General features: G+C 57.7%; 21 protein-coding genes. 9 read left to right on the top strand and 12 right to left on the bottom strand.

Features of this window, described 5'->3' with window-relative positions; translation table 11 throughout:
* Position 1: 1 nt before the first annotated feature.
* Entirely contained in the window at positions 2-319 is a 318-nt protein-coding gene (gene chbB, locus ACQG19_RS10045) for a PTS N,N'-diacetylchitobiose transporter subunit IIB (protein WP_013097023.1), read from the bottom strand.
* A gap of 281 nt (positions 320-600) precedes the next feature.
* On the bottom strand, positions 601-945 hold the full coding sequence (gene osmE, locus ACQG19_RS10040; RefSeq protein ID WP_003857836.1) for an osmotically-inducible lipoprotein OsmE: 345 nt from the start codon (positions 943-945) through the stop codon (positions 601-603).
* 232 nt (positions 946-1177) lie between these two features.
* Here osmE and nadE point away from each other — a divergent pair, with 232 nt between their 5' ends.
* Positions 1178-2005: an ammonia-dependent NAD(+) synthetase gene (nadE, locus tag ACQG19_RS10035; RefSeq protein WP_246932032.1), complete on the top strand. Its 828-nt coding sequence runs from the start codon at positions 1178-1180 to the stop codon at positions 2003-2005.
* A gap of 149 nt (positions 2006-2154) precedes the next feature.
* Positions 2155-3033: an excinuclease Cho gene (cho, locus tag ACQG19_RS10030; RefSeq protein WP_013097025.1), complete on the top strand. Its 879-nt coding sequence runs from the start codon at positions 2155-2157 to the stop codon at positions 3031-3033.
* On the opposite strand, the gene ves is transcribed toward cho, so the two are convergent.
* From ves to astC, 7 genes are all read right to left on the bottom strand, one after another.
* Complete coding sequence (ves, locus tag ACQG19_RS10025; protein ID WP_013097026.1) at positions 3011-3568, bottom strand: environmental stress-induced protein Ves; 558 nt, start codon at positions 3566-3568, stop codon at positions 3011-3013. The genes cho and ves overlap by 23 nt on opposite strands.
* A gap of 288 nt (positions 3569-3856) precedes the next feature.
* Positions 3857-4348 carry an ATP-independent periplasmic protein-refolding chaperone Spy gene (gene spy, locus ACQG19_RS10020; RefSeq protein ID WP_014831529.1) on the bottom strand — a complete coding sequence of 164 codons (492 nt, stop codon included), beginning with the start codon at positions 4346-4348 and terminating at the stop codon, positions 3857-3859.
* A gap of 337 nt (positions 4349-4685) precedes the next feature.
* Entirely contained in the window at positions 4686-5651 is a 966-nt protein-coding gene (gene astE, locus ACQG19_RS10015) for a succinylglutamate desuccinylase (protein WP_062934293.1), read from the bottom strand.
* 10 nt (positions 5652-5661) lie between these two features.
* A complete protein-coding gene (astB, locus tag ACQG19_RS10010) occupies positions 5662-6987 on the bottom strand; it encodes an N-succinylarginine dihydrolase (RefSeq protein WP_095427197.1) in 1326 nt (441 codons plus the stop codon).
* The gene (astD, locus tag ACQG19_RS10005) at positions 6974-8461 is read right to left on the bottom strand and encodes a succinylglutamate-semialdehyde dehydrogenase (protein WP_048971543.1); all 1488 of its coding nucleotides are present in this window, start codon (positions 8459-8461) and stop codon (positions 6974-6976) included. Before astD ends, astB begins: the two co-directional genes overlap by 14 nt.
* Positions 8458-9492 carry an arginine N-succinyltransferase gene (astA, locus tag ACQG19_RS10000; RefSeq protein WP_014831525.1) on the bottom strand — a complete coding sequence of 345 codons (1035 nt, stop codon included), beginning with the start codon at positions 9490-9492 and terminating at the stop codon, positions 8458-8460. The genes astD and astA overlap by 4 nt, the downstream gene beginning before the upstream one ends.
* Entirely contained in the window at positions 9489-10709 is a 1221-nt protein-coding gene (gene astC, locus ACQG19_RS09995) for a succinylornithine/acetylornithine transaminase (protein WP_426725876.1), read from the bottom strand. The genes astA and astC overlap by 4 nt, the downstream gene beginning before the upstream one ends.
* A 433-nt stretch (positions 10710-11142) precedes the next feature.
* On the opposite strand from astC, the gene xthA reads away from it, so the two are divergent.
* The 6 genes from xthA (at position 11143) to ACQG19_RS09965 (ending at position 17318) form a co-directional block, all read left to right on the top strand.
* Entirely contained in the window at positions 11143-11949 is an 807-nt protein-coding gene (gene xthA, locus ACQG19_RS09990; RefSeq protein WP_013097033.1) for an exodeoxyribonuclease III, read from the top strand.
* A gap of 6 nt (positions 11950-11955) precedes the next feature.
* Positions 11956-12639: a TVP38/TMEM64 family protein gene (locus ACQG19_RS09985; protein WP_038979894.1), complete on the top strand. Its 684-nt coding sequence runs from the start codon at positions 11956-11958 to the stop codon at positions 12637-12639.
* A 15-nt stretch (positions 12640-12654) separates the two neighbouring features.
* Positions 12655-13815 carry an ABC transporter substrate-binding protein gene (locus ACQG19_RS09980; protein WP_407200890.1) on the top strand — a complete coding sequence of 387 codons (1161 nt, stop codon included), beginning with the start codon at positions 12655-12657 and terminating at the stop codon, positions 13813-13815.
* The gene (locus tag ACQG19_RS09975; protein ID WP_246932028.1) at positions 13788-15317 is read left to right on the top strand and encodes a thiamine ABC transporter permease; all 1530 of its coding nucleotides are present in this window, start codon (positions 13788-13790) and stop codon (positions 15315-15317) included. Before ACQG19_RS09980 ends, ACQG19_RS09975 begins: the two co-directional genes overlap by 28 nt.
* A complete protein-coding gene (locus ACQG19_RS09970; protein ID WP_038419146.1) occupies positions 15317-15937 on the top strand; it encodes an ATP-binding cassette domain-containing protein in 621 nt (206 codons plus the stop codon). Before ACQG19_RS09975 ends, ACQG19_RS09970 begins: the two co-directional genes overlap by 1 nt.
* 73 nt (positions 15938-16010) lie before the next feature.
* The gene (locus ACQG19_RS09965; RefSeq protein ID WP_246932027.1) at positions 16011-17318 is read left to right on the top strand and encodes a sulfurtransferase; all 1308 of its coding nucleotides are present in this window, start codon (positions 16011-16013) and stop codon (positions 17316-17318) included.
* Here the strand turns inward: ACQG19_RS09965 and ACQG19_RS09960 are convergent.
* Positions 17315-17932 (bottom strand): CDP-alcohol phosphatidyltransferase family protein, encoded by a 618-nt coding sequence (locus ACQG19_RS09960; protein ID WP_038419143.1) that lies wholly within the window; start codon positions 17930-17932, stop codon positions 17315-17317. The genes ACQG19_RS09965 and ACQG19_RS09960 overlap by 4 nt on opposite strands.
* Positions 17925-18494 (bottom strand): carboxymuconolactone decarboxylase family protein, encoded by a 570-nt coding sequence (locus ACQG19_RS09955; protein WP_038419142.1) that lies wholly within the window; start codon positions 18492-18494, stop codon positions 17925-17927. The genes ACQG19_RS09960 and ACQG19_RS09955 overlap by 8 nt, the downstream gene beginning before the upstream one ends.
* Positions 18495-18569: 75 nt before the next feature.
* On the opposite strand from ACQG19_RS09955, the gene ACQG19_RS09950 reads away from it, so the two are divergent.
* Positions 18570-18986, top strand: a complete 417-nt coding sequence (locus ACQG19_RS09950) for a pyrimidine (deoxy)nucleoside triphosphate diphosphatase (RefSeq protein WP_038979880.1) — start codon at positions 18570-18572, stop codon at positions 18984-18986.
* Here the strand turns inward: ACQG19_RS09950 and ACQG19_RS09945 are convergent.
* The gene (locus ACQG19_RS09945) at positions 18946-19218 is read right to left on the bottom strand and encodes a YnjH family protein (protein ID WP_013097042.1); all 273 of its coding nucleotides are present in this window, start codon (positions 19216-19218) and stop codon (positions 18946-18948) included. The two genes, ACQG19_RS09950 and ACQG19_RS09945, sit on opposite strands and share 41 nt — an antisense overlap.
* Positions 19219-19303: the final 85 nt, after the last annotated feature.

The following is a 19303-nucleotide window of genomic DNA, read 5'->3' as shown; positions in this document are numbered from 1 at the left end:
ATTAATTAGCAGCTTTTTTAATTGCTGCCACAGCAGCTTTCAGTACACCTAAACCATCAATCTTACCGTACAGCCCTGAGTCGATAACCTCGACCGGTTTATTCGGTAACAGACGTTGAATTTCTGGCAACATGTAAGCGATCTGCGGACCCAGTAAAATAACATCTGCGGTCTGGCCTTTTTCACCCGCCAGCGTTTCCGGGAACGCTTCGATCACCACCGGCACTTCATACTTTTCGGCCTGTGCACGCATCTTCGACACCAGCAGTGACGTTGACATGCCTGCAGAGCAGAACAGGTAGATATGTTTCTTTTCCATCATGATTTCCCTCTTTTATGACTACCTGCCGTCTCGCTATCACTCGACTCGCTCTCCTGGCTGACAGGTAATGTGCTGACTGTTGTTTATCGTTGGAGTGAGTATACGTAATGGTACAGAGGGGGGATAATTCTGCACAGGCCTAAATTGTCTCTCATTGACCTGGCTTGTTGACTACCTTCACATTTCAGGCAAATAATTCGCGCAAAGAAATAAGATTTACGTATGCATAAAAAAACCGGCCCAAAGGCCGGCTTGTTAACATCCTCAGGCAAGCAGGGTTACTGCGCCTTAGGTGCTTGCGGATCGGTATCGTATTCAGCACAGGTCTGGTAACCGGAATTGATGACGTGACCGGTGTCATCCAGAGCAACAAAGTATGTTTCTGCCTTACCATCACGTTGACCCAGGATATAGGTCTGGCAGGTACCACGCGCATGGATCATGGTCACTTCTGACGAAGGCTTACCGGCAATCGCAGCCACCTGCGAACGGGTCATGCCTTTTTTGACATCTTTTACTACCGGCTGTGTAAACTGATCTTTGGTGCGATCGTAAGCCGTACACCCTGCCAGCATAGTCAGTACCGCCGCTGCGCTAAGAATTCCTGCTACGTTCTTGTTCATATTCCGTCCTCTTGTTTATCAGCGTGTTATCTAAGCATGGGATAAAAAGTACTATTGTTCAACTTTGCGAGTTACGCCAGACGAATTTCGGAAAATTCCAATAAAACAACGATAAGCTGCTAAAACGCCGCAAAATAGCGCACTCGAAACTGTGATCCTTGTCGTTTTACGCCTGAAGGGTTAGTTTTAACAGTTAACACATTCTGTTTATGGTCTGCATATGGAGGGCGTGATGGCTCTGCAACACGAGATTATTCAGTCGCTGGGCGCGAAGCCTGCGGTAGATGCAAATGAAGAGATCCGCCGAAGCGTTGATTTTTTAAAATCCTATTTAAAAACGAACTCGTTTCTGAAAACGCTGGTACTGGGCATCAGCGGCGGACAGGACTCGACGCTGACCGGCAAACTCTGCCAGATGGCCATTTCAGAGCTGCGCGAAGAGACGGGAGATGAAGCGCTGCAGTTTATCGCCGTGCGTCTTCCGTATGGCGTGCAGGCAGACGAACAGGATTGTCAGGATGCCATCGCCTTTATCCAGCCAGACCGCGTACTGACGGTCAATATCAAAGGATCGGTGCTGGCGAGTGAGCAGGCGCTGCGTGAAGCGGGCATTGAGCTGAGCGATTTTGTGCGCGGCAATGAAAAAGCGCGCGAACGTATGAAAGCGCAGTACAGCATCGCAGGCATGACCAAAGGCGTGGTTGTCGGGACCGATCACGCGGCAGAAGCCATCACCGGTTTCTTCACCAAATATGGCGACGGGGGCACCGACATTAACCCTATCTTCCGTTTGAACAAGCGTCAGGGTAAACAGTTGCTGGCTGCGCTGGGCTGCCCGGAGCATTTATACAAGAAAGCGCCAACGGCGGATCTGGAAGACGATCGCCCTTCCCTGCCGGATGAAGCGGCGCTCGGTGTGACCTATGACAACATCGATGATTATCTGGAAGGCAAGAAACTGGACGAGAGTATCGCGAAGATTATCGAAGGCTGGTATCTGAAAACCGAGCACAAACGCCGCCCACCCATTACCGTGTTTGACGATTTCTGGAAGAAATAAAAGCAAAACGGTAACCCAGGTTACCGTTTTTAGTGTTTGCGCCCTCTCCCGAGGGAGAGGGTTGGGGTGAGAGCATCAGGCGACCCGGCTCTTTTTTAACCACCCCACACCTGCTACACTGTATAGCTGAACAGTATATGGAGTCGTATGTGAGCAGGCGTCAATCTGCCCCGCGTCTGGAGTTTGAAGCGGCGGCTATCTATGAATATCCCGAACATCTCCGCCCCTGGCTTGAGGAATTGCCTAAACAGCCGGGCGTGTACATCTTTCATGGCGAAAGCGACACTCTGCCGCTCTATATCGGCAAAAGCGTGAATATTCGCAGCCGGGTGCTGTCCCATCTGCGCACGCCGGACGAAGCCGCCATGCTCCGCCAGTCGCGACGCATCAGCTGGTATCCGACGGCAGGGGAAATGGGAGCGCTCTTACTGGAAGCCCGGCTGATCAAAGAGCAACAGCCCTTGTTTAATAAGCGTCTGCGCCGCAATCGTCAGCTCTGCTCGCTGCAGATAACCGCGGGCAAACCGCAGGTTGTCTATGCGCGCGACGTCGATTTTTCGCACGCACCGAATCTGTACGGCCTGTTCGCCAACAAACGTGCTGCGCTACAGGCGCTGCAAACGCTGGCGGACGAGCAGCAGCTTTGCTACAGCCTGCTGGGGCTGGAGGCCACCACTCGTGGACGCGCCTGTTTCCGCTCTGCGCTCAAACGCTGTGCGGGTGCCTGCTGCGGCAAAGAGAGCGTCGAGGATCATCACGCCCGGCTTCTTGGCGGGCTGGCGGCCATCAGCGTGAAGTGCTGGCCATGGGAAGGGGCCGTTGCGCTAAAAGAGGTGGGAGAGACAATGACACAGTACCACATTGTTCATAACTGGTTCTGGCTGGGGGCGGTCGATAATCTGCAGGAGGCCGCCACCCTGTTACGCACACCCGCCGGCTTCGACCATGATGGCTACAAAATTCTCTGTAAGCCCGTGCTGACCGGCGAGTTTGACGTTATTGTGCTTAATGACCAGGCAGCCAGTTGATTTCGCTGAATAATAACCTGCCGTGCGATTCCAGCAAACGCAGGGTGTGGGTTCCCTCCTCCCAGCTCGCGCCCTGATCGGCTGTCAGCAATTTATCCCCCAGCTGCCACGCACCGCTTAAGACGAAGACCACACCCCCGCGTGAGCCAAAGGTAGTGAAGGTGCGGTCCGCCACCCGCACTTTCGCCTGGCAGCAATCCCGCCGGGTCATGATGTTGAAGTCCATCGACATCTGCCCGTCGCTTAACAGCGCTTTTACCGGCTGGTCGCCGGAAAAACAAAAGGGCTGATGGTGCTTCAGGGTATGGCAAAACGCCTGACCGGCATCGAGCGTCACTTCCCCCCCTTCCAGCAGGGTGATAACCCGGTCAACACCGGGAAAGGAGGAGAATTCGCCATTGCTGGCGATCGTCGCAATGCTGGCACGCCAGAAAAAATCGCGCGTCGCGGGAGGAAAACAACAAATTTCGCGCGTCTCACCAGCACCATTGCGCCAGAGACTGACCGGCATTTTACGGATATCAAAGAACTCCATCACCACTCCTGAATGGCGCAACGAGCGCCAGGGCAAGGATATCGCTATCGTTGCTGTCTTGTTTGTTATGATTGAATAGTTACAGACGTAGTATCGGCAGCAGAGCGGGCAAGCCTTAGCGGGACGCTGATAAAAAATCTAACGTCATGAATTCTCTGAAGCGATGACAGGAGAATACCGCGCCTGTTGCGGCAGACAAGAGGGTAAGAAAGAAAAAACCGCCGGTCCTGTCCACAGCATTTGCGCTTTTGTAGACAGGATCCCGGCGGTCTTAAGAGAGTGAACCGATTATTCGGTTGGTGCTGGCATTTTACCTTCCATTGCCGGACGTTCTGTCAGACGCTTCTCAAAATTGGCATTAAATTGTTTTTTCTGTTCCGGCGTCAGAATGTTGTAGATCTTGTTCTGGGTTTCCATATGAGCCAGCATGCGGGCTTTATGCTGCTCAGCCATTTTGTCGATCTGCGCTTCGGCTTTTGCCTTATCGAAGCTGTCGCTGGCGATAATGTCATGCATCGCGCGGCGCTCTTCCAGCGGAGGACGTTTCATCTGGTCACGCTGGCTTTTCATGATGTCGCGGATCTGCTGTTTCTGCGCATCCGTCAGGTTCAGATCTTTGAACATCATCATCTCGTGCATACCCGGCTTGCCTTTGTGATGCATCATCATTTTGCCTTCAGCAGGCGCGGCAGTGGTGGTTGCGGTATCTGCGGCGAACGCCATGCTGGTAGCGCCCAGAGCCAGGGTAGAAGCAACAAACAGTGCAGTAAACTTACGCATAATTTATTTCCTTACTTTCAGTTATTCTTCGGCGCTATGCCGTGTTGACGAGATTAACTTTACGGGGTTTATCGTCAATTAGTCAGAGCAACGGTAAAACAATGAAAGTGTAAAAAACAAATTTTCGCCAAATATGGAGGAAATAAGGATAAAGCGTGGAGAGTTGCAACAAAAATATGCAATAAGCTGATTATTAAGAGATTGTGCAGAAGTATAACCAACTGCCGTTTAATAATAAAGCAATTATCCAGGAATATTCTGCAAAGAAAATGCGATCGCCTTAATCGCTAAGAATATAGTTTTAATATTCCCCTCCCGCAGACAGGAGGGGACACGATCAGGACACTTTTTCCAGCATCAGCCCGGCCCGCAGACCAAAGGCTACCGACGGGTTGGGGAACAGCACATATTCGGTTGTTTTCTGCACCTCATAGCGCTCGTCGCCGTCCTCCGCCAGTAATGCCCCCTTGCGAAACGGCGTAAAATTGAGCGTGTGGGCCGCCATGTGTAGCTGGAAAGCCTCGCTACGGCGGGTGATCTGCTGCACAACCCGATAACGCTCGACGGGCTGGCTGGTGTGCTCCGGCACCGTCCCCCCCAGCAGCGCATGCAGCGCAAGATGCGTCGGGGCAAAGCGCGTAAGATCGTTTTGCCCAAACGGCAGCGCTTTTCCCAGCTCCAGCGTGCAGGCCAGCGCGCCGAAGCGTTCGCAGGTAAAGTGCGTGAAGGTCCCCCCCGGCGACTGATGGAAGACCAGCGCTTCCAGCCCCGCATCCCCCAGCCAGCGCAGAAAATCTTCCTCCCAGGGCTGATTACGCTGCGGCAGTACGCCAAAACGCACGTGATACGAGGCGCGGATCGCCGTATGCAGATCGAGATGCCAGCGCGATGGCCCCGCGTCGGTGAAAAAGGAGGTGACAATCTGCTCCAGCCACTGCGCCCGTGCCGTTTCATCACTTTGTGGGAATTGCGACCAGCGGCCACCGAACATGCGGTTGATGTCGCTCACCAGATAGCGTTTGTTTTGCGCCAGCGCAGGCGGGTTTCCCAGAACCACCAGCAGACGGCAGTGCAGCGCGATCTCCCCGCTATACAACGCGCGCAGCAGCAGGTCGACAATCTCGACGGGCGCCGTTTCATTGCCGTGAATGCCGGTTGAGAGCAGAAGCGACAGTTCACTCCTGGCGGTCGGTGTCAGTTCAAGCACGCCGCGCCCCAGCCACCGCCAGTGGAATGAGGGGCCCTCCCCCTCACGTTGTGAGGGCGTTTCGTCGGCCAGCGTCAGCGCCAGTAAATTTTCCATAGCGCCTCCTTTAGCGCTGGAACGGGTAAACCGAACCCAGTTGCAGGATTGAGGTTAACGCGTCGAGCGCCTCGCGGCCTTCGCGCAGCAGCTGCGGGTCAACCAGATCGGCCTGCGTTAACCGGTCGCGATAGTAGCGATCCACCCAGTCGTTCAGGGTATTAAACAGCGTCTCATTCATCATCACTGCCGGGTTAACGGCCTGCATTTCGTCAGGCGTCAGCACCACGCGCAGGCGTAAACAGGCCGGACCGCCCCCGTTTGCCATGCTCTCGCGCAGATCAAAGACGCGCAGTTCCGCAATCGGGTTATCGGCTTTCACCAGTTCAGTCAGATAACGCCACACGCCCGGGTGATCGCTGGACTCCTGCGGCAGCACCAGCATCATGCTGCCATCGTCCCGGCTCAACAGCTGGCTGTTAAAGAGGTAGGTCTCAACCGCATCCTGCACGCTCACCGCCTGCGTCGGCACCTGAATCGGCGTAAACCCGGGCACGCGTTCATGCAGCGTGGCGAGGAGTTTCTCCTGATGGGCGAACGCCTGCTCGTGGCAGAACAGAACCTGGCGGTTAGAGACGGCAATCACGTCGTTATGGAACACGCCCTGGTCGATCACATGCGGGTTCTGCTGGGCAAAAATCACCTGCGACGGATTGACCTGATTCAGACGCGCCACGGCCTGGCTTGCCGCCAGCGTCTGGCGGGCCGGGTAGCGGGTTGGCGCTGAATGGCCGCCCTCTTCCCGCCCGTAAATAAACAGCTGTAACCCCGGTTCGCCGTAATCGCCGCCCAGACGGTTATGGTTGGCAGCACCTTCATCACCAAACATCGCCACCTGCGGCAGAGCCGGATGGACAGCAAAATGGGCGTCATTATGGAAAATGGCGCGCAGCACGCGCTCCGTGGTCTCCGCTTCGGTGGCGCGGTGGAATTTGTTGTTCAGGTTCGCCACCGTCAAATGGACCTTGCCATCCAGCGTATCGGCAGAGGGTGCGACGGTCGCCGCATTGGCCACCCACATTGAGGAGGCAGAACTCGCCGCCGAGAGCAGGTGTGGCGTCTGCGTTCCCGCTTTCTCCACCACCTGTTCATCAGTGCCGCTAAAACCAAGCTGACGTAACACCGCCACGTTTGGACGCTCCTGCGGCGGGATCACCGCCTGCGGAAAACCCGCGTCCGATAGCGCCTTCATTTTCAGCAGCCCCTGCTTTGCCGCCAGTTTCGGGTTGGAGACCTGAAAACGGTGTTTCGTCGAGGCTTCATTACCAAAGGAGAGCCCGGCATAGTGGTGCGTCAGTCCCACCAGGCCGTCAAAATTGACTTCACGCGCTTTCATGGCGATCTCCCTGACTAAAATCCAGACCCGGACTCAGCGTTTCCGGCAGCGTCAGCGCAGGTGTTTCCAGGCTCGCCATCGGCCACGCGCAGTAATCTGCGGCATACCACGCGCTGGCGCGATGGTTCCCGGAAGCTCCTACGCCGCCAAACGGGGCGGTACTCGCGGCACCGGTCAGCGGTTTGTTCCAGTTAACAATCCCGGCGCGCGCTTCGAGCAGCAGCTGATCAAACTTCTCGCGCTGCGGTGAAATCAGACCGCTCGACAGGCCGTAGCGGGTGTTGTTGGCCATCGCAATGGCACTGTCAAAATCGTCATAGCGCCAGACGCACAGCAGCGGTCCAAAGACCTCTTCATCCGGCACGTTGCTCGCGCCGCTCATCTCAACAATGCCTGGCGTCAGCAGCGACGTGCCCGGCTGAACCTGCTTCGGCTCCAGCAAGGTTTTCGCGCCGCGTGAGACATGGTCCTGCCAGGCTTTCAGAACGTTCAGCGCCGCCTGTTCGGAGATGAGCCCGCCGATAAACGGCTGCGGGTCGGCATCCCACGTCGCAGGCACCAGACGCGCGCTCACCTCAACCAGACGCCTGAGGAACGCATCGCCCTGCGCCCCGCGCTTCACCAGCAGACGACGCGCACAGGTGCAGCGCTGGCCGGCAGTAATAAAGGCCGACTGGATGGTCAGGTGGACTGCCGCGTCCATATCATCAGGATCTTCCACAATGAGCGGGTTGTTCCCCCCCATCTCCAGCGCCAGAATTTTTTCCGGCTGCCCGGCCAACTGGCGATGCAGCTGATAGCCCGTCCCGGCGCTGCCGGTAAACAGCAGGCCATCAATATCACTTAACGCGCTCAGCGCCTGGCCGGTTTCACGCCCGCCCTGCACCAGGTTCAGCACGCCCGGCGGCAAACCCGCCTGCTCCCAGAGCTTCACCGCCACCTCACCGGTCAGCGGCGTTAATTCACTCGGTTTGAAAATGACGCTATTTCCCGCCAGCAGTGCGGGCACAATATGCCCGTTTGGCAGATGCCCCGGGAAGTTGTAGGGGCCAAACACCGCCAGTACGCCGTGGGGGCGATGGCGCAGCGTGGCCGCGCCGTCAGCCATTTCGGTATGCTGCTCGCCGGTGCGGGTATGGTACGCCTTTACCGAGATGGCGATTTTGTTGATCATCGCCGTCACTTCAGTCGCCGCTTCCCAGCGTGGCTTGCTGGTCTCCAGGGCGATCGTGCGGGTCAGCTCGGTTTTATTCGCTTCCAGCAGAGAGGCAAACTTTTCGACAATCCCCTGGCGCACAGTGAACGGCTGTTTCGCCCACGCCGGAAACGCGCGGCGCGCGGCGTGGCAGGCCTGTTCAACCTGCCCGGCGCTGGCATCATTACCTTTCCAGAGCACCTCGTTGCCGACCGGATTGGTCTTCACTCGCTGTTCGCCTTCGCCCGTTACCCAGTCTCCGTTGATCCATAAAGTCATGCTGTTTTCTCCTCAGGGCAGAGTCGCACCAGGCGAACCGTATCGCCGGCATTACATTTCAGGGCATCCAGTTCTGCAGCCGTCAGCACCAGACGTTCACATTTCGGGTTGGTACGCACCAGCATGGCGCGGAAGTTGGTGTAATTTTCGTTCGCCACCAGGCACGCCGGCCAGTCACCCGGCGCGGGCTGACCTTCAGAGACGTCAACCAGTCGGCTTTTACGGATCGCGCGCACGCGGTCGATGTCGCACTCCAGCGTCGGCCCACCGTCAAAGATGTCGACATAGTTACGGTAGCGGAAGCCTTCTTTTTCCAGCACCGCGCGGGCAGGCGCCGTTTGCGGATGGACTTCGCCAATCACCGCCTGCGCTTCCGGGGTTAAGAAATGGGTATAGATAGGGTGTTTCGGCATCAGCTCAGCGATAAACGCTTTCTGCCCGGTGCCGCACAGATAGTCTGCCCGGCTGAACTCCATCGAGAAGAAACGCTCGCCCAGGCTCTCCCAGAACGGCGAATAGCCTTTATCGTCGATCACACCGCGCATTTCGGCCACCACCTTTTCGTTAAAACGATCGCGGAAAGCGGCCATAAACATAAAGCGCGATTTGGAGAGCAGATACCCGTTGCCCTCTTTACGCCACGCCGGATCAAGGAACAGCGTGCAAAGCTCGCTGGCACCGGTGTGGTCATTACAGAGAAACAGCGTCGGCAGCGCGTTATAGACGTTCAGCTCTTTTGAGGCATGAACCATGGTGCCCACGCGGTAGTTGTACCACGGGTCATTAAGACCAACGGCCACTTCGATGGCGCAGATCCCGGCTACGGTCCCCGTGTCGGTATCTTCCAGCACGAACACATAGCCCTGTTCGCTTTTTGGCAACGTCCCCTGCCAGGTTTGCAGGGCGCGCTCAATGCGCGCCGACAGCGTTTTTTCATCGGCAGGAAGCGAGGTCAGCCCGCCCCCCGTCTTACCGGCAAGCTGCATGAGCCCGGCGAGATCGCCGCGCTCAACGGGACGGATGACCATCATGATGACACCCCGGATTTCACACGTTCACAGGCCAGCGCAAAACGGTCTAAACCGGTGCTCACCTCTTCCTCGCTGACAATCAGCGCAGGGGCAAAACGCACCACGTTGGCACCGGCAATCAGCACCATCACGCCCTGTTTCGCCGCTTCCTGTGAAATAAGTTTAGCTTTTCCGGCAAACTCCGGCGTCAGTTCGCAGCCAATTAACAGCCCCAGGCCGCGAATCTCTTTAAACAGACCGGTCTTGCTGTTAATGGCGTTCAGACGCTCCACAAACCAGTCGTGACGCTGTTTAACCCCCTTCAACACTTCCGGGGTATTGATGATATCCAGAACCTGTCCGGCCACGGCCGTTGCCAGCGGGTTACCGCCATAAGTGGTGCCATGCGTGCCCACGACCATTACGCTGGCGAATTTATCGGTGGTCAGCATCGCGCCAATCGGGAAGCCGCCGCCCAGCGCTTTCGCCGTTGAGAGAACGTCCGGCGTTACGCCGTAGTGCATATACGCATACAGCTCACCGGTACGGCCAACGCCGGTCTGCACTTCATCGAAAATCAGTACCGCGTTATGACGATCGCACAGTTCGCGCAGCCCCTGAAGGAACGCTTTCTGTGCGGGCAGCACACCGCCTTCTCCCTGCATTGGCTCGACGATCACCGCGCAGGTGGTGTCGTCGATCAGCTCGCGGGCTGACTGCAGATCGTTATACACCCCGTGGCGGATATCCGGCGGCAGCGGCGCAAAGTCCTGCGAGTAGGACGGCTGCCCCCCTGCGCTGACGGTAAAGAGCGTGCGGCCATGGAACGCGTTCTTAAAGGCCACAATCCCGCTCTTGTGCACACCGAATTTATCGTGCGCATATTTGCGTGCCAGCTTCAGCGTCGCTTCGTTCGCCTCCGCGCCCGAGTTGCAGAAAAAGACTTTCTCCGCAAACGTCGCGTCGATCAGTTTTTTCGCCAGACGCAGCGCCGGTTCGTTGGTATAGCCGTTCCCGGTGTGCCAGAACTTCGCCGCCTGGTCGTTTAACGCCTGGCGCAGCGCCGGGTGTGCATGGCCCAGCGCGTTAACCGCAATCCCGCCCGCAAAGTCGATATACTCTTTACCCTGCTGATCCCACAGGCGCGAGCCTTCCCCACGAACCGGAATAAAAGCCGCCGGAGCGTAAACCGGCATCATCCATTCATCGAAATTTTCACGCGTAATTGACAGAGACATAGCGACCTCATCCGGTAAATAAAAGGTTATTTGAATGTTAAATAATTGAGTGTTTGCACTGTGAATGTAGATTGCAGCCTTCGTGCCAGCCAGCGATAAAAATGCATAAACGGGTGGGGGTAACAGAATATCAATAAGTTACAATATGGAGTTATTCACTGTTAGTGCATAAAAAGTGAATATTTTTACGACAAGCGGCGCTTTGCCGCATGAAAATCAGAAAGAGTATGCAGAGGCCAAATATAATTCTGGAATTGTGATCGCTCGCGAAATTTATCGGCCATTTACGCCCCTTTTAAGGGCGAAGCGCGTCAGAATGGTGCAAATATTGCACCGTTGGCATTATCTGTCGCAGTTATTGGTCAATCCCCGTAACAGACGACGCAAATTCTGCTACCATCCATGCACTATTCACCTTGCACTGGCAGCGACTATGAAATTTGTCTCTTTTAATATCAACGGCCTGCGTGCCCGCCCTCACCAGCTTGAAGCGATTGTTGAACAACATCAGCCTGATGTGATCGGCCTGCAGGAGACAAAAGTTCACGACGATATGTTTCCCCTCGAAGAGGTGGTGAAACTGGGTTACAACGTCTTTTATCACGGGCAGAAAGGGCATTACGGCGTTGCCCTGCTGACCAAAGAGACGCCGGTTTCCGTCCGCCGCGGCTTCCCGGGTGATGGCGAAGAAGCGCAGCGCCGGATCATCATGGCGGAAATTCCTTCAGCGCTCGGCAATATCACCGTGATCAACGGCTATTTCCCGCAGGGGGAGAGCCGTGACCATGAGACCAAATTCCCGGCGAAAGCGAAGTTTTATCAGGATCTGCAGGATTACCTGACCACCGAACTGAAAAAAGAGAATCCGGTGCTGATCATGGGCGACATGAATATTAGCCCGACCGATCTGGATATCGGCATTGGTGAAGAGAACCGCAAACGCTGGTTGCGCACCGGCAAATGTTCATTCCTGCCGGAAGAGCGCGAGTGGATGGATCGCCTGCTGAGCTGGGGTCTGGTGGATACCTTCCGCACGGCTAACCCGGACACCCAGGATCGCTTCTCATGGTTCGATTACCGCTCAAAAGGCTTTGATGACAACCGCGGGCTGCGCATAGACCTGCTGCTGGCAAGCTCCCCGCTGGCGGAACGCTGCATTGAAACCGGGATCGACTACGATATCCGCAGCATGGAAAAACCGTCGGACCACGCGCCGGTGTGGGCGAAATTCAAGCTGTAACCCCGTGTGAACATTCGAAAAATTGTCGTACTGTGCGCCCTGCTGGGCGCCTTTATGCTGACGTGGCTCACTCTTCCTCCGGGCACGCTCTCTCTTGAAACCATCAAAACGCATCAGCAGACCTTGCTCGCCTGCGTCGAACACGCCCCGCAGCAAAGTGCGCTGATCTTTTTTGCGCTCTATGTGGTGGTTTCCGCCCTCTCTATCCCCGGTGCCGCGATACTGACTCTGCTGGGCGGCGCGCTGTTTACGCTGTGGAAGGGGACGCTGCTGGTGTCGTTTGCCTCCACGCTCGGCGCCACGCTCGCGATGCTCGCCAGCCGTTATCTGCTGCGCGACTGGGTTCAGCGACGGTTTGCCCAACAGATGAAAACGGTGAACGCCGGGATGGCGCGTGACGGCGCTGGGTATCTATTCGCCCTGCGCATGATGCCGTTGTTCCCGTTTTTTCTGGTCAATCTGCTGATGGGGCTGACCCGCATTGGGGTGCGTCGGTACTGGTGGGTCAGTCAGCTCGCCATGCTGCCCGCAACGGTTATCTTCCTCAACGCCGGCCGCGAGCTGGGAAAAATCACTTCGCTGCGCGATATTCTGTCGCCGGGCATGCTGTTAGCCTTTACACTACTGGGGTTATTACCGCTGATGAGCCGATGGCTGTTTTCCCGACTCCCCTCTTCGTTTAAAAAGTGAGGCATTATGCGCCGTGTGCGTTTTTGCGCGTTTCTGACCGGTCTGCTGCTGACCGCCCCTCTGTGTGCCACCGACAGCTGGCACGTTATCCAAGAACAAGCCAAAGGCCAGACCGTCTGGTTTAACGCCTGGGGAGGCGATCAGGCGGTTAACCGCTACCTCGACTGGGTCAGCGGCGAGATGAAAACGCACTACGCGATCAACCTCAACATTGTCCACCTGGCCGATGCGGCGGATGCGGTAAAACGGATCCAGACAGAAGCTGCCGCCGGGCGTAAGACCCATGGCTCGGTGGATCTTTTGTGGGTTAACGGTGAGAATTTCCGCACGCTGAAAGAGGCTAACCTGCTGCAAACCGGATGGGCACAGACGCTGCCTAACTGGCGCTATGTCGACACGGGCAAACCGGTCACGGAAGATTTCGCCCTGCCAACCGAGGGCGCAGAATCTCCGTGGGGTGGCGCGCAGCTTACCTTTATCGCCCGCAAAGCGAGCATGCCCACTCCGCCATCAGACCCGCAGGCATTACTGGCCTGGGCGCAGCAGCATCCGGGTAAAATCAGCTATCCTCGTCCGCCTGATTTTACCGGCACCGCGTTTCTGGAACAGTTGCTTCTCACGCTCACCTCCCAGCCCGATGCGCTGAAACGCGCGCCCGATGACACCTTTGCACTGGTTACCGCGCCGCTCTGGGACTACCTCGACAAACTCCACCCGCTGCTGTGGCGAGAAGGAAAAGATTTCCCGCCTTCACCTGCGCGGATGGATACCCTGCTCGCCCGCGGCAGTCTGAGCCTGTCGCTGACCTTTAACCCGGCACATGCGCTGCAAAAAGTGGCCAGCGGTGAACTGCCTGCCGACAGCTACAGCTTTGGTTTTCACAACGGGATGATCGGTAACGTTCATTTTGTTGCCATCCCGGCGAACGCCAGCGCCAGTGCGGGGGCCAGGGTGGTTGCCAATTTCCTGCTTTCACCTCAGGCGCAAATCCGCAAAGCCGACCCGGCTATCTGGGGCGATCCGAGCGTACTGCAGGCGAACACGCTGCCCGCAGATGAAGCAAAACAGCTTCAGGCCCACACGCCACAAGGGCTTCCGCGGATGCTTGCGGAGCCACACGCAGCCTGGGTTAACGCGCTGGAGCAGGAATGGCTGCGTCGTTACGGCACCCGCTGAGCGCACTCATCTGGCTGGCGATGGCGGCAGTGTATCTGCCGCTTGTTCCCGCCGCCGCCATGCTGTTGACGCCGGCGCTGTCGGCAGGAAACTGGCAACGCCTGTTTGACGACCCGCAGATCCCGCAGGCGCTCGCCGCCACCCTGGTATCCACGCTGATTGCCACTCTCGGCGCCCTGTTTATCGCCCTGATTTTCGTCACCACGCTCTGGCCCGGTGAGCGCTGGCGTCGTCTGTGTATCCGTTTGCCGTGGCTGCTGGCCGTTCCCCACGTTGCTTTCGCCACCAGCGTATTGCTGACTTTTGCCGAAGGCGGTCTGTTTTATCAGCTCTGTACACGCTGCTCCCCAATGTTGGATCGCTACGGGATTGGGCTGGGGCTAACTCTCGCCGTCAAGGAGAGCGCCTTCGTGCTGTGGGCGATATACGCGGTGTTACCTGAAACCAGACTGGCCCGCCAGAATGTCGTGTTGCAAACCCTGGGATATGGGCGGATCCAGCGGCTGTGCTGGCTGGTGATCCCGGAGATCGCGCCGGCGCTGGGTGCCACAATGCTGGCGGTGCTCGCCTGGTCCCTCTCTGTTGTGGATGTCGCCATCATCCTGGGGCCGGGGAATCCGCCTACCCTGGCGGTACTGGCCTGGCAGTGGCTGACCCAGGGCGACGTGCAGCAGCAAACGAAAGGAATGCTGCTCTGCCTGCTGATGCTCGCACTGTTGGCCGTGCTTTCGGCGCTGGGGTTCGGTATCTGGAAAGCGTGGCGTCGCACGCTGCCCGCGCTGACAGGGGTGCGACGCACGTTCCCCCTCGCGCCGCCCGCCCGTATGCTCAGCGGAATCCTCCCCGCATGCGGCATGCTTTGCGCCGGAGTGCTGCTGATGCTGGCCCAGTGGGATGATGTTAGCGCCGTGCGTGCCAGCTTATCGTTCGGCCTGCTTGCCAGCCTGATAGGCCTGATCACGATACTGCTCTGGCTGGAATGGGGGCCGCGGCGTGGTGCGCTGTGGGTCTGGCTCCCTCTCGCCCTTCCTGCGCTGCCGCTGGTTTCCGGGCAATACAGGGTGGCGTTATGGCTGGGTATCGACGGGCAGTACGCCGCCGTGCTCTGGAGCCATCTGCTGTGGGTGTTGCCGTGGATGCTGCTGATACTGCAACCCGCCTGGCGGCGCATCGATCCGCGGCTTCTCCTCACGGCCAGAACGCTTGGCTGGCGGCAGACAAAAGTCTTCTGCCTGATCAAATGTCCCCTGCTGTTGCGCCCCGCGCTGCTGGCGTTTGCAACCGGATTTTCGGTCAGCATGGCGCAATACATGCCAACACTCTGGCTCGGCGCGGGGCGTTTCAGCACCCTTACCACCGAAACCGTGGCGCTCAGCAGCGGCGGCAGCATCCCGATTCTGGCTAACCGGGCGCTGTGGCTTCTGTTGGTGACAGGGGCCGTCTTCGGCGTTGCCGCACTGTTATCCCGGCTCGCAGGCCATTATCGACGAGGATTACGTTAATGCTGAAGGTCAACAATCTCACCATTGCGCCGCTGTTCCGTGAAGTTAACTTTTATGTCCCTCGCGGTGAAATTGTCACCCTGATGGGGCCGTCCGGCAGCGGGAAATCGACCCTGTTCTCATGGATGGTTGGGGCACTGTCTGACGACTTTCAGGCGCAGGGCGAGCTGTGGCTTGACGATCGCCGCTGTGACGGGCTGCCTGTCGAGCAACGCGGGATCGGTATTCTCTTTCAGGACGCTCTGCTGTTTGACCAGTACAGCGTAGGGCAAAATCTGCTGCTGGCGTTACCGGCGCGAATAACCGGACGCGCACGCCGGGAAAGGGTGCAACAGGCCCTGGATTCAGCCGGGCTAAATCGCCACTATGCCAGCGATCCGGCCACGCTATCCGGCGGGGAGCGTGCCAGGGTGAGCCTGCTGCGGGCTCTGCTTGCCGAGCCACAGGCGTTGTTGCTGGACGAACCGTTTAGCCGCCTTGATAAATCACTGCGGTCGTCCTTTCGGACATGGGTGTTTGATGCCCTGCGCGCACGCAATATCCCGGTAGTGCTGGTCACGCATGACGATGAAGATATTCCGCCGGGTGGCGAGGTGATTGAGATTTCTCGCTGGCAATAATGTGCTAACGCAATGTTTTACCTTTCAGGAGAGACGACAATGCCCCCCTCTTTTACTGACGTCAGGTTATTCGATGAAACGTGTTTCTCAACTGACCGCGCTGGCCCTGCTTTGCGGCCTCGCCTCACTCTCTTGCATGGCCGCTGATATGCCCCATTCGCTCACACTGGCTCAGCTTCAGGAACAGCACGGCGCGGCGATCGATACCCGTGCCAGTGCGTTTTATAACGGCTGGCCGCAAACGCTGAGCGCCCCCTCCGGGCACGAGCCCGCTGCGCTTAACCTCTCTGCCACCTGGCTGAGCGCGCTGAGCGACGACCAGATTGGCCGCTGGGCAAAACAGCATCAGCTTACCCCCACAACGACTATCGCCCTCTACGGCAGTGACGCTGACAACCAGGCGGTGAGCGCCCGCCTGAAGAAAGCCGGTTATCCCCGGGTTTCCGTTCTCAGCGATGCCCTGCAGTCCCCTGAGCGTCTGCAGCGCCTGCCGCACTTTGAACAGCTCGTTTACCCGCAGTGGATTTATCAGCTTTCTCAGGGCAAACCGGTGGCAGCCGCCCCGGCCGGTGACTGGAAAGTGATTGAAGCCGCCTGGGGTGCGCCGAAGTTCTATCTACTGAACCACATTCCCGGCGCGGATTATATTGATACCAACGAAGTGGAAAGCGAGCCGCTGTGGAATAAGGTTTCTGACGACAAACTGAAAGCGATGCTGGCAAAACACGGGATCCGTCACGATACCACCGTCATTCTGTATGGTCGCGATGTCTATGCCGCCGCCCGCGTGGCGCAAATTATGCTCTACGCGGGCGTGAAGGACGTGCGTATTCTTGATGGTGGCTGGAAAGCGTGGTCAGAGGCCAACCTGCCGGTGGAAAGAGGGATGCCTGCTGATGTCAAACCCGCTCCCGATTTCGGCGCGCCGCTCCCCGGTCAGCCACAGCTGATGATCGATATGGCGCAGGCGCGCGGGATGCTGCATCGCCAGGATGCCTCGCTGGTCAGCATTCGCTCGTGGCCGGAGTTTACTGGCGAAACCAGCGGCTACAGCTACATCAAACCCAAAGGTGAAATTGCCGGTGCCCGCTGGGGTCATGCCGGAAGCGATGCCACCCATATGGAAGATTTCCATAACCCGGACGGCACCATGCGCAGCGCCGATGACATCGCCGCCATGTGGAAAAGCTGGAACATCCTGCCGGAACAGCACGTGGCCTTTTATTGCGGTACCGGCTGGCGAGCCTCTGAGGGCTTTATGTATGCCCGCGCGATGGGCTGGAAAAACATCTCCGTCTATGACGGTGGCTGGTACGAATGGAGCAGCCACCCGCAAAACCCGGTGTCGTCTGGCGAGCGCGGACCCGAAAGTTCGCGCTAGGGCGTGAGTGAACGCAGCGTCAGATACCCGCTCCAGATGCGCGTTGTGGTGGTCAGCCAGCACAACGCGCCAAATACCCACGCGAGAAGCGTGAAGTGCGCCGGAAACAGGCAGCACAACACAAACAGCACGATGGTTTCCGTCCCTTCCGTTAATCCGCCGATATAGTAAAACGACTTGTGCGCATAGCCGGGGTTATCGATATTGTGTTTCGCCGCCAGAGCGGCAAAGGCCAGAAAGCTGCTGCCGGTTCCGATAAAGGCGAACAGTAGCCAGGCCGCGGCCAGCGCATTCTCAGCGGGAGCCGCGAGGGCAAAACCAAACGGCACCAGCGCGTAGAACAGAAAATCGAGCGCGATATCCAGAAACCCGCCCGCATCCGTCAACCCTCTGCGGCGTGCCAGTGCGCCGTCCAGGCCATCCAGCAGGCGATTAACCACAATGGCGACCAGGGCCGCCGGATACCAGCCAAGCGCCAGAAACGGTAGCGTCAGCACGCCTGCGGCAAATCCGGTCAACGTTAAGCCATCGGGCGTGATGCCGGGTTTATCCAGCCAGGAGGCCAGCCGGTTAAGGGCGGGCTTTACCCGGGGGTGAAGATGTCGATCAAGCATGCGGCTTTCCTTTAAACGTGTCGCACAATCCCTGCGCCGGGATATCAAGGGCGGCATTAAAGCGGGCCGAAAGGTTTTGAAACGCAATCAGCGCCGTCATTTCACTCATCGTCTCATCGGTAAAAAGGCGTTTGAGCTCGCTTTTGAGCGCCTCATCCACCTGCGGCGGCGTGGCGGTGACGGCCTCCGCGTAGGCCAGCGCCGCGCGCTCCTGCTCATTGAAAAGCGCGGCGTCACGCCACTGACTCACGGCCTGCACTTTATCCAGCGCGCCCGCGCGTTCGGCAAGACGCAGGCTATTGGCATCAATACAAAATGCACAGTGACAGAGCTGGGATACCCGCGTCATCAGCAGCGAGCGCAGCACCGGCGTCAGGCGGGCGTTGCGTCGCTCCAGAAACCCGACAAACAGCGCCACCAGCCAGAACAGGCGCGGCATACGTCCCCACCAGCGCGTGGGGTTAAGCACTGCGCCAAAGTGTTTTTTCTGCATGGCGGCAATGGGTTTGAGGCTGGCGGGAAGGGATTCAACCGGGGCAACCCAGGGGGATGTCTCTTTCACGTGATTCTCCTGATGACTGGACTCCTGGAAAGGGCACGATAATATGGTGTTTTTCGCTATTAAGTATTGACGACCATGCTGAAAACACTCGATGTCGTTGCGGCAATCATCGAAAAAGACAATAAAATTTTACTGGCGCAGCGCCCCATGCATGCCGATCAGCCGGGCCTGTGGGAGTTTGCCGGTGGAAAGGTGGAAGCCGGAGAAACGCAGCCCGAAGCGCTGATCCGCGAGCTGCAGGAGGAGTTGGGGATCCACGCGCAACCATCGTACTACGTGGCAAGCCACCAGCGGGAAGTGTCACAGCGGTTAATCCATTTACACGCCTGGCACGTGCCCCACTTCAGCGGTGAGCTAACGGCGCACTACCACAGCGCCCTGGTGTGGTGTACGCCTGAAGAGGCGTTTGACTACCCCTTAGCCCCGGCGGATATTCCGCTGCTGGAAGCCTTTATTCTTTTACGCGACGCCAGACCAGCGGGTTCGTGCTGATGGTGCGTTCATCGCGCTGGCACTGCAGCAGGATGCCGTCCGCTTTCACCACCGCCCCTTCTGAGTAGTTCTGATCCTGATAGATGCAGCACTGGTTACAGGGCTGCGCTCTCTGGCCGCTGGAGCTAAAGACTTCCGGCGGTACGTTCACTTCCACATCCGGGCGAATGCGGTCAGCCTGCGCGCCAGCGCTCAGCATCAAACATAACGCGGTCATCACGTAACGGTTCATAGACTTCTCTTCCTGTTGTGTCCTGATAATGACTATAACGGTTAATCATCGCGGAACCTTTAATTTATCTCGTCATCGCTTTTGG

It is taken from the genome of Enterobacter cloacae complex sp. 277I4 (assembly GCF_050031465.1).
In the GTDB taxonomy this organism is placed as follows: domain Bacteria; phylum Pseudomonadota; class Gammaproteobacteria; order Enterobacterales; family Enterobacteriaceae; genus Enterobacter; species Enterobacter cloacae.
This window is presented reverse-complemented; position numbering and strand designations above follow the sequence as displayed.

Excerpts from the sequence above, each read along its gene's own strand:
- astD (WP_048971543.1), bottom strand. The coding sequence starts at position 8,461 with ATGACTTTATGGATCAACGGAGACTGGGTAACGGGCGAAGGCGAACAG.
- xthA (WP_013097033.1), top strand. The coding sequence starts at position 11,143 with ATGAAATTTGTCTCTTTTAATATCAACGGCCTGCGTGCCCGCCCTCAC.
- ACQG19_RS09950 (WP_038979880.1), top strand. The coding sequence starts at position 18,570 with ATGCTGAAAACACTCGATGTCGTTGCGGCAATCATCGAAAAAGACAAT.
- nadE (WP_246932032.1), top strand. The coding sequence starts at position 1,178 with ATGGCTCTGCAACACGAGATTATTCAGTCGCTGGGCGCGAAGCCTGCG.
- osmE (WP_003857836.1), bottom strand. The coding sequence starts at position 945 with ATGAACAAGAACGTAGCAGGAATTCTTAGCGCAGCGGCGGTACTGACT.
- chbB (WP_013097023.1), bottom strand. The coding sequence starts at position 319 with ATGGAAAAGAAACATATCTACCTGTTCTGCTCTGCAGGCATGTCAACG.
- ACQG19_RS09945 (WP_013097042.1), bottom strand. The coding sequence starts at position 19,218 with ATGAACCGTTACGTGATGACCGCGTTATGTTTGATGCTGAGCGCTGGC.
- ACQG19_RS09970 (WP_038419146.1), top strand. The coding sequence starts at position 15,317 with ATGCTGAAGGTCAACAATCTCACCATTGCGCCGCTGTTCCGTGAAGTT.
- astB (WP_095427197.1), bottom strand. The coding sequence starts at position 6,987 with ATGAAAGCGCGTGAAGTCAATTTTGACGGCCTGGTGGGACTGACGCAC.
- ACQG19_RS09965 (WP_246932027.1), top strand. The coding sequence starts at position 16,011 with ATGAAACGTGTTTCTCAACTGACCGCGCTGGCCCTGCTTTGCGGCCTC.
- astC (WP_426725876.1), bottom strand. The coding sequence starts at position 10,709 with ATGTCTCTGTCAATTACGCGTGAAAATTTCGATGAATGGATGATGCCG.
- ACQG19_RS09975 (WP_246932028.1), top strand. The coding sequence starts at position 13,788 with ATGGCTGCGTCGTTACGGCACCCGCTGAGCGCACTCATCTGGCTGGCG.
- astA (WP_014831525.1), bottom strand. The coding sequence starts at position 9,492 with ATGATGGTCATCCGTCCCGTTGAGCGCGGCGATCTCGCCGGGCTCATG.
- spy (WP_014831529.1), bottom strand. The coding sequence starts at position 4,348 with ATGCGTAAGTTTACTGCACTGTTTGTTGCTTCTACCCTGGCTCTGGGC.
- ves (WP_013097026.1), bottom strand. The coding sequence starts at position 3,568 with ATGGAGTTCTTTGATATCCGTAAAATGCCGGTCAGTCTCTGGCGCAAT.
- ACQG19_RS09960 (WP_038419143.1), bottom strand. The coding sequence starts at position 17,932 with ATGCTTGATCGACATCTTCACCCCCGGGTAAAGCCCGCCCTTAACCGG.
- astE (WP_062934293.1), bottom strand. The coding sequence starts at position 5,651 with ATGGAAAATTTACTGGCGCTGACGCTGGCCGACGAAACGCCCTCACAA.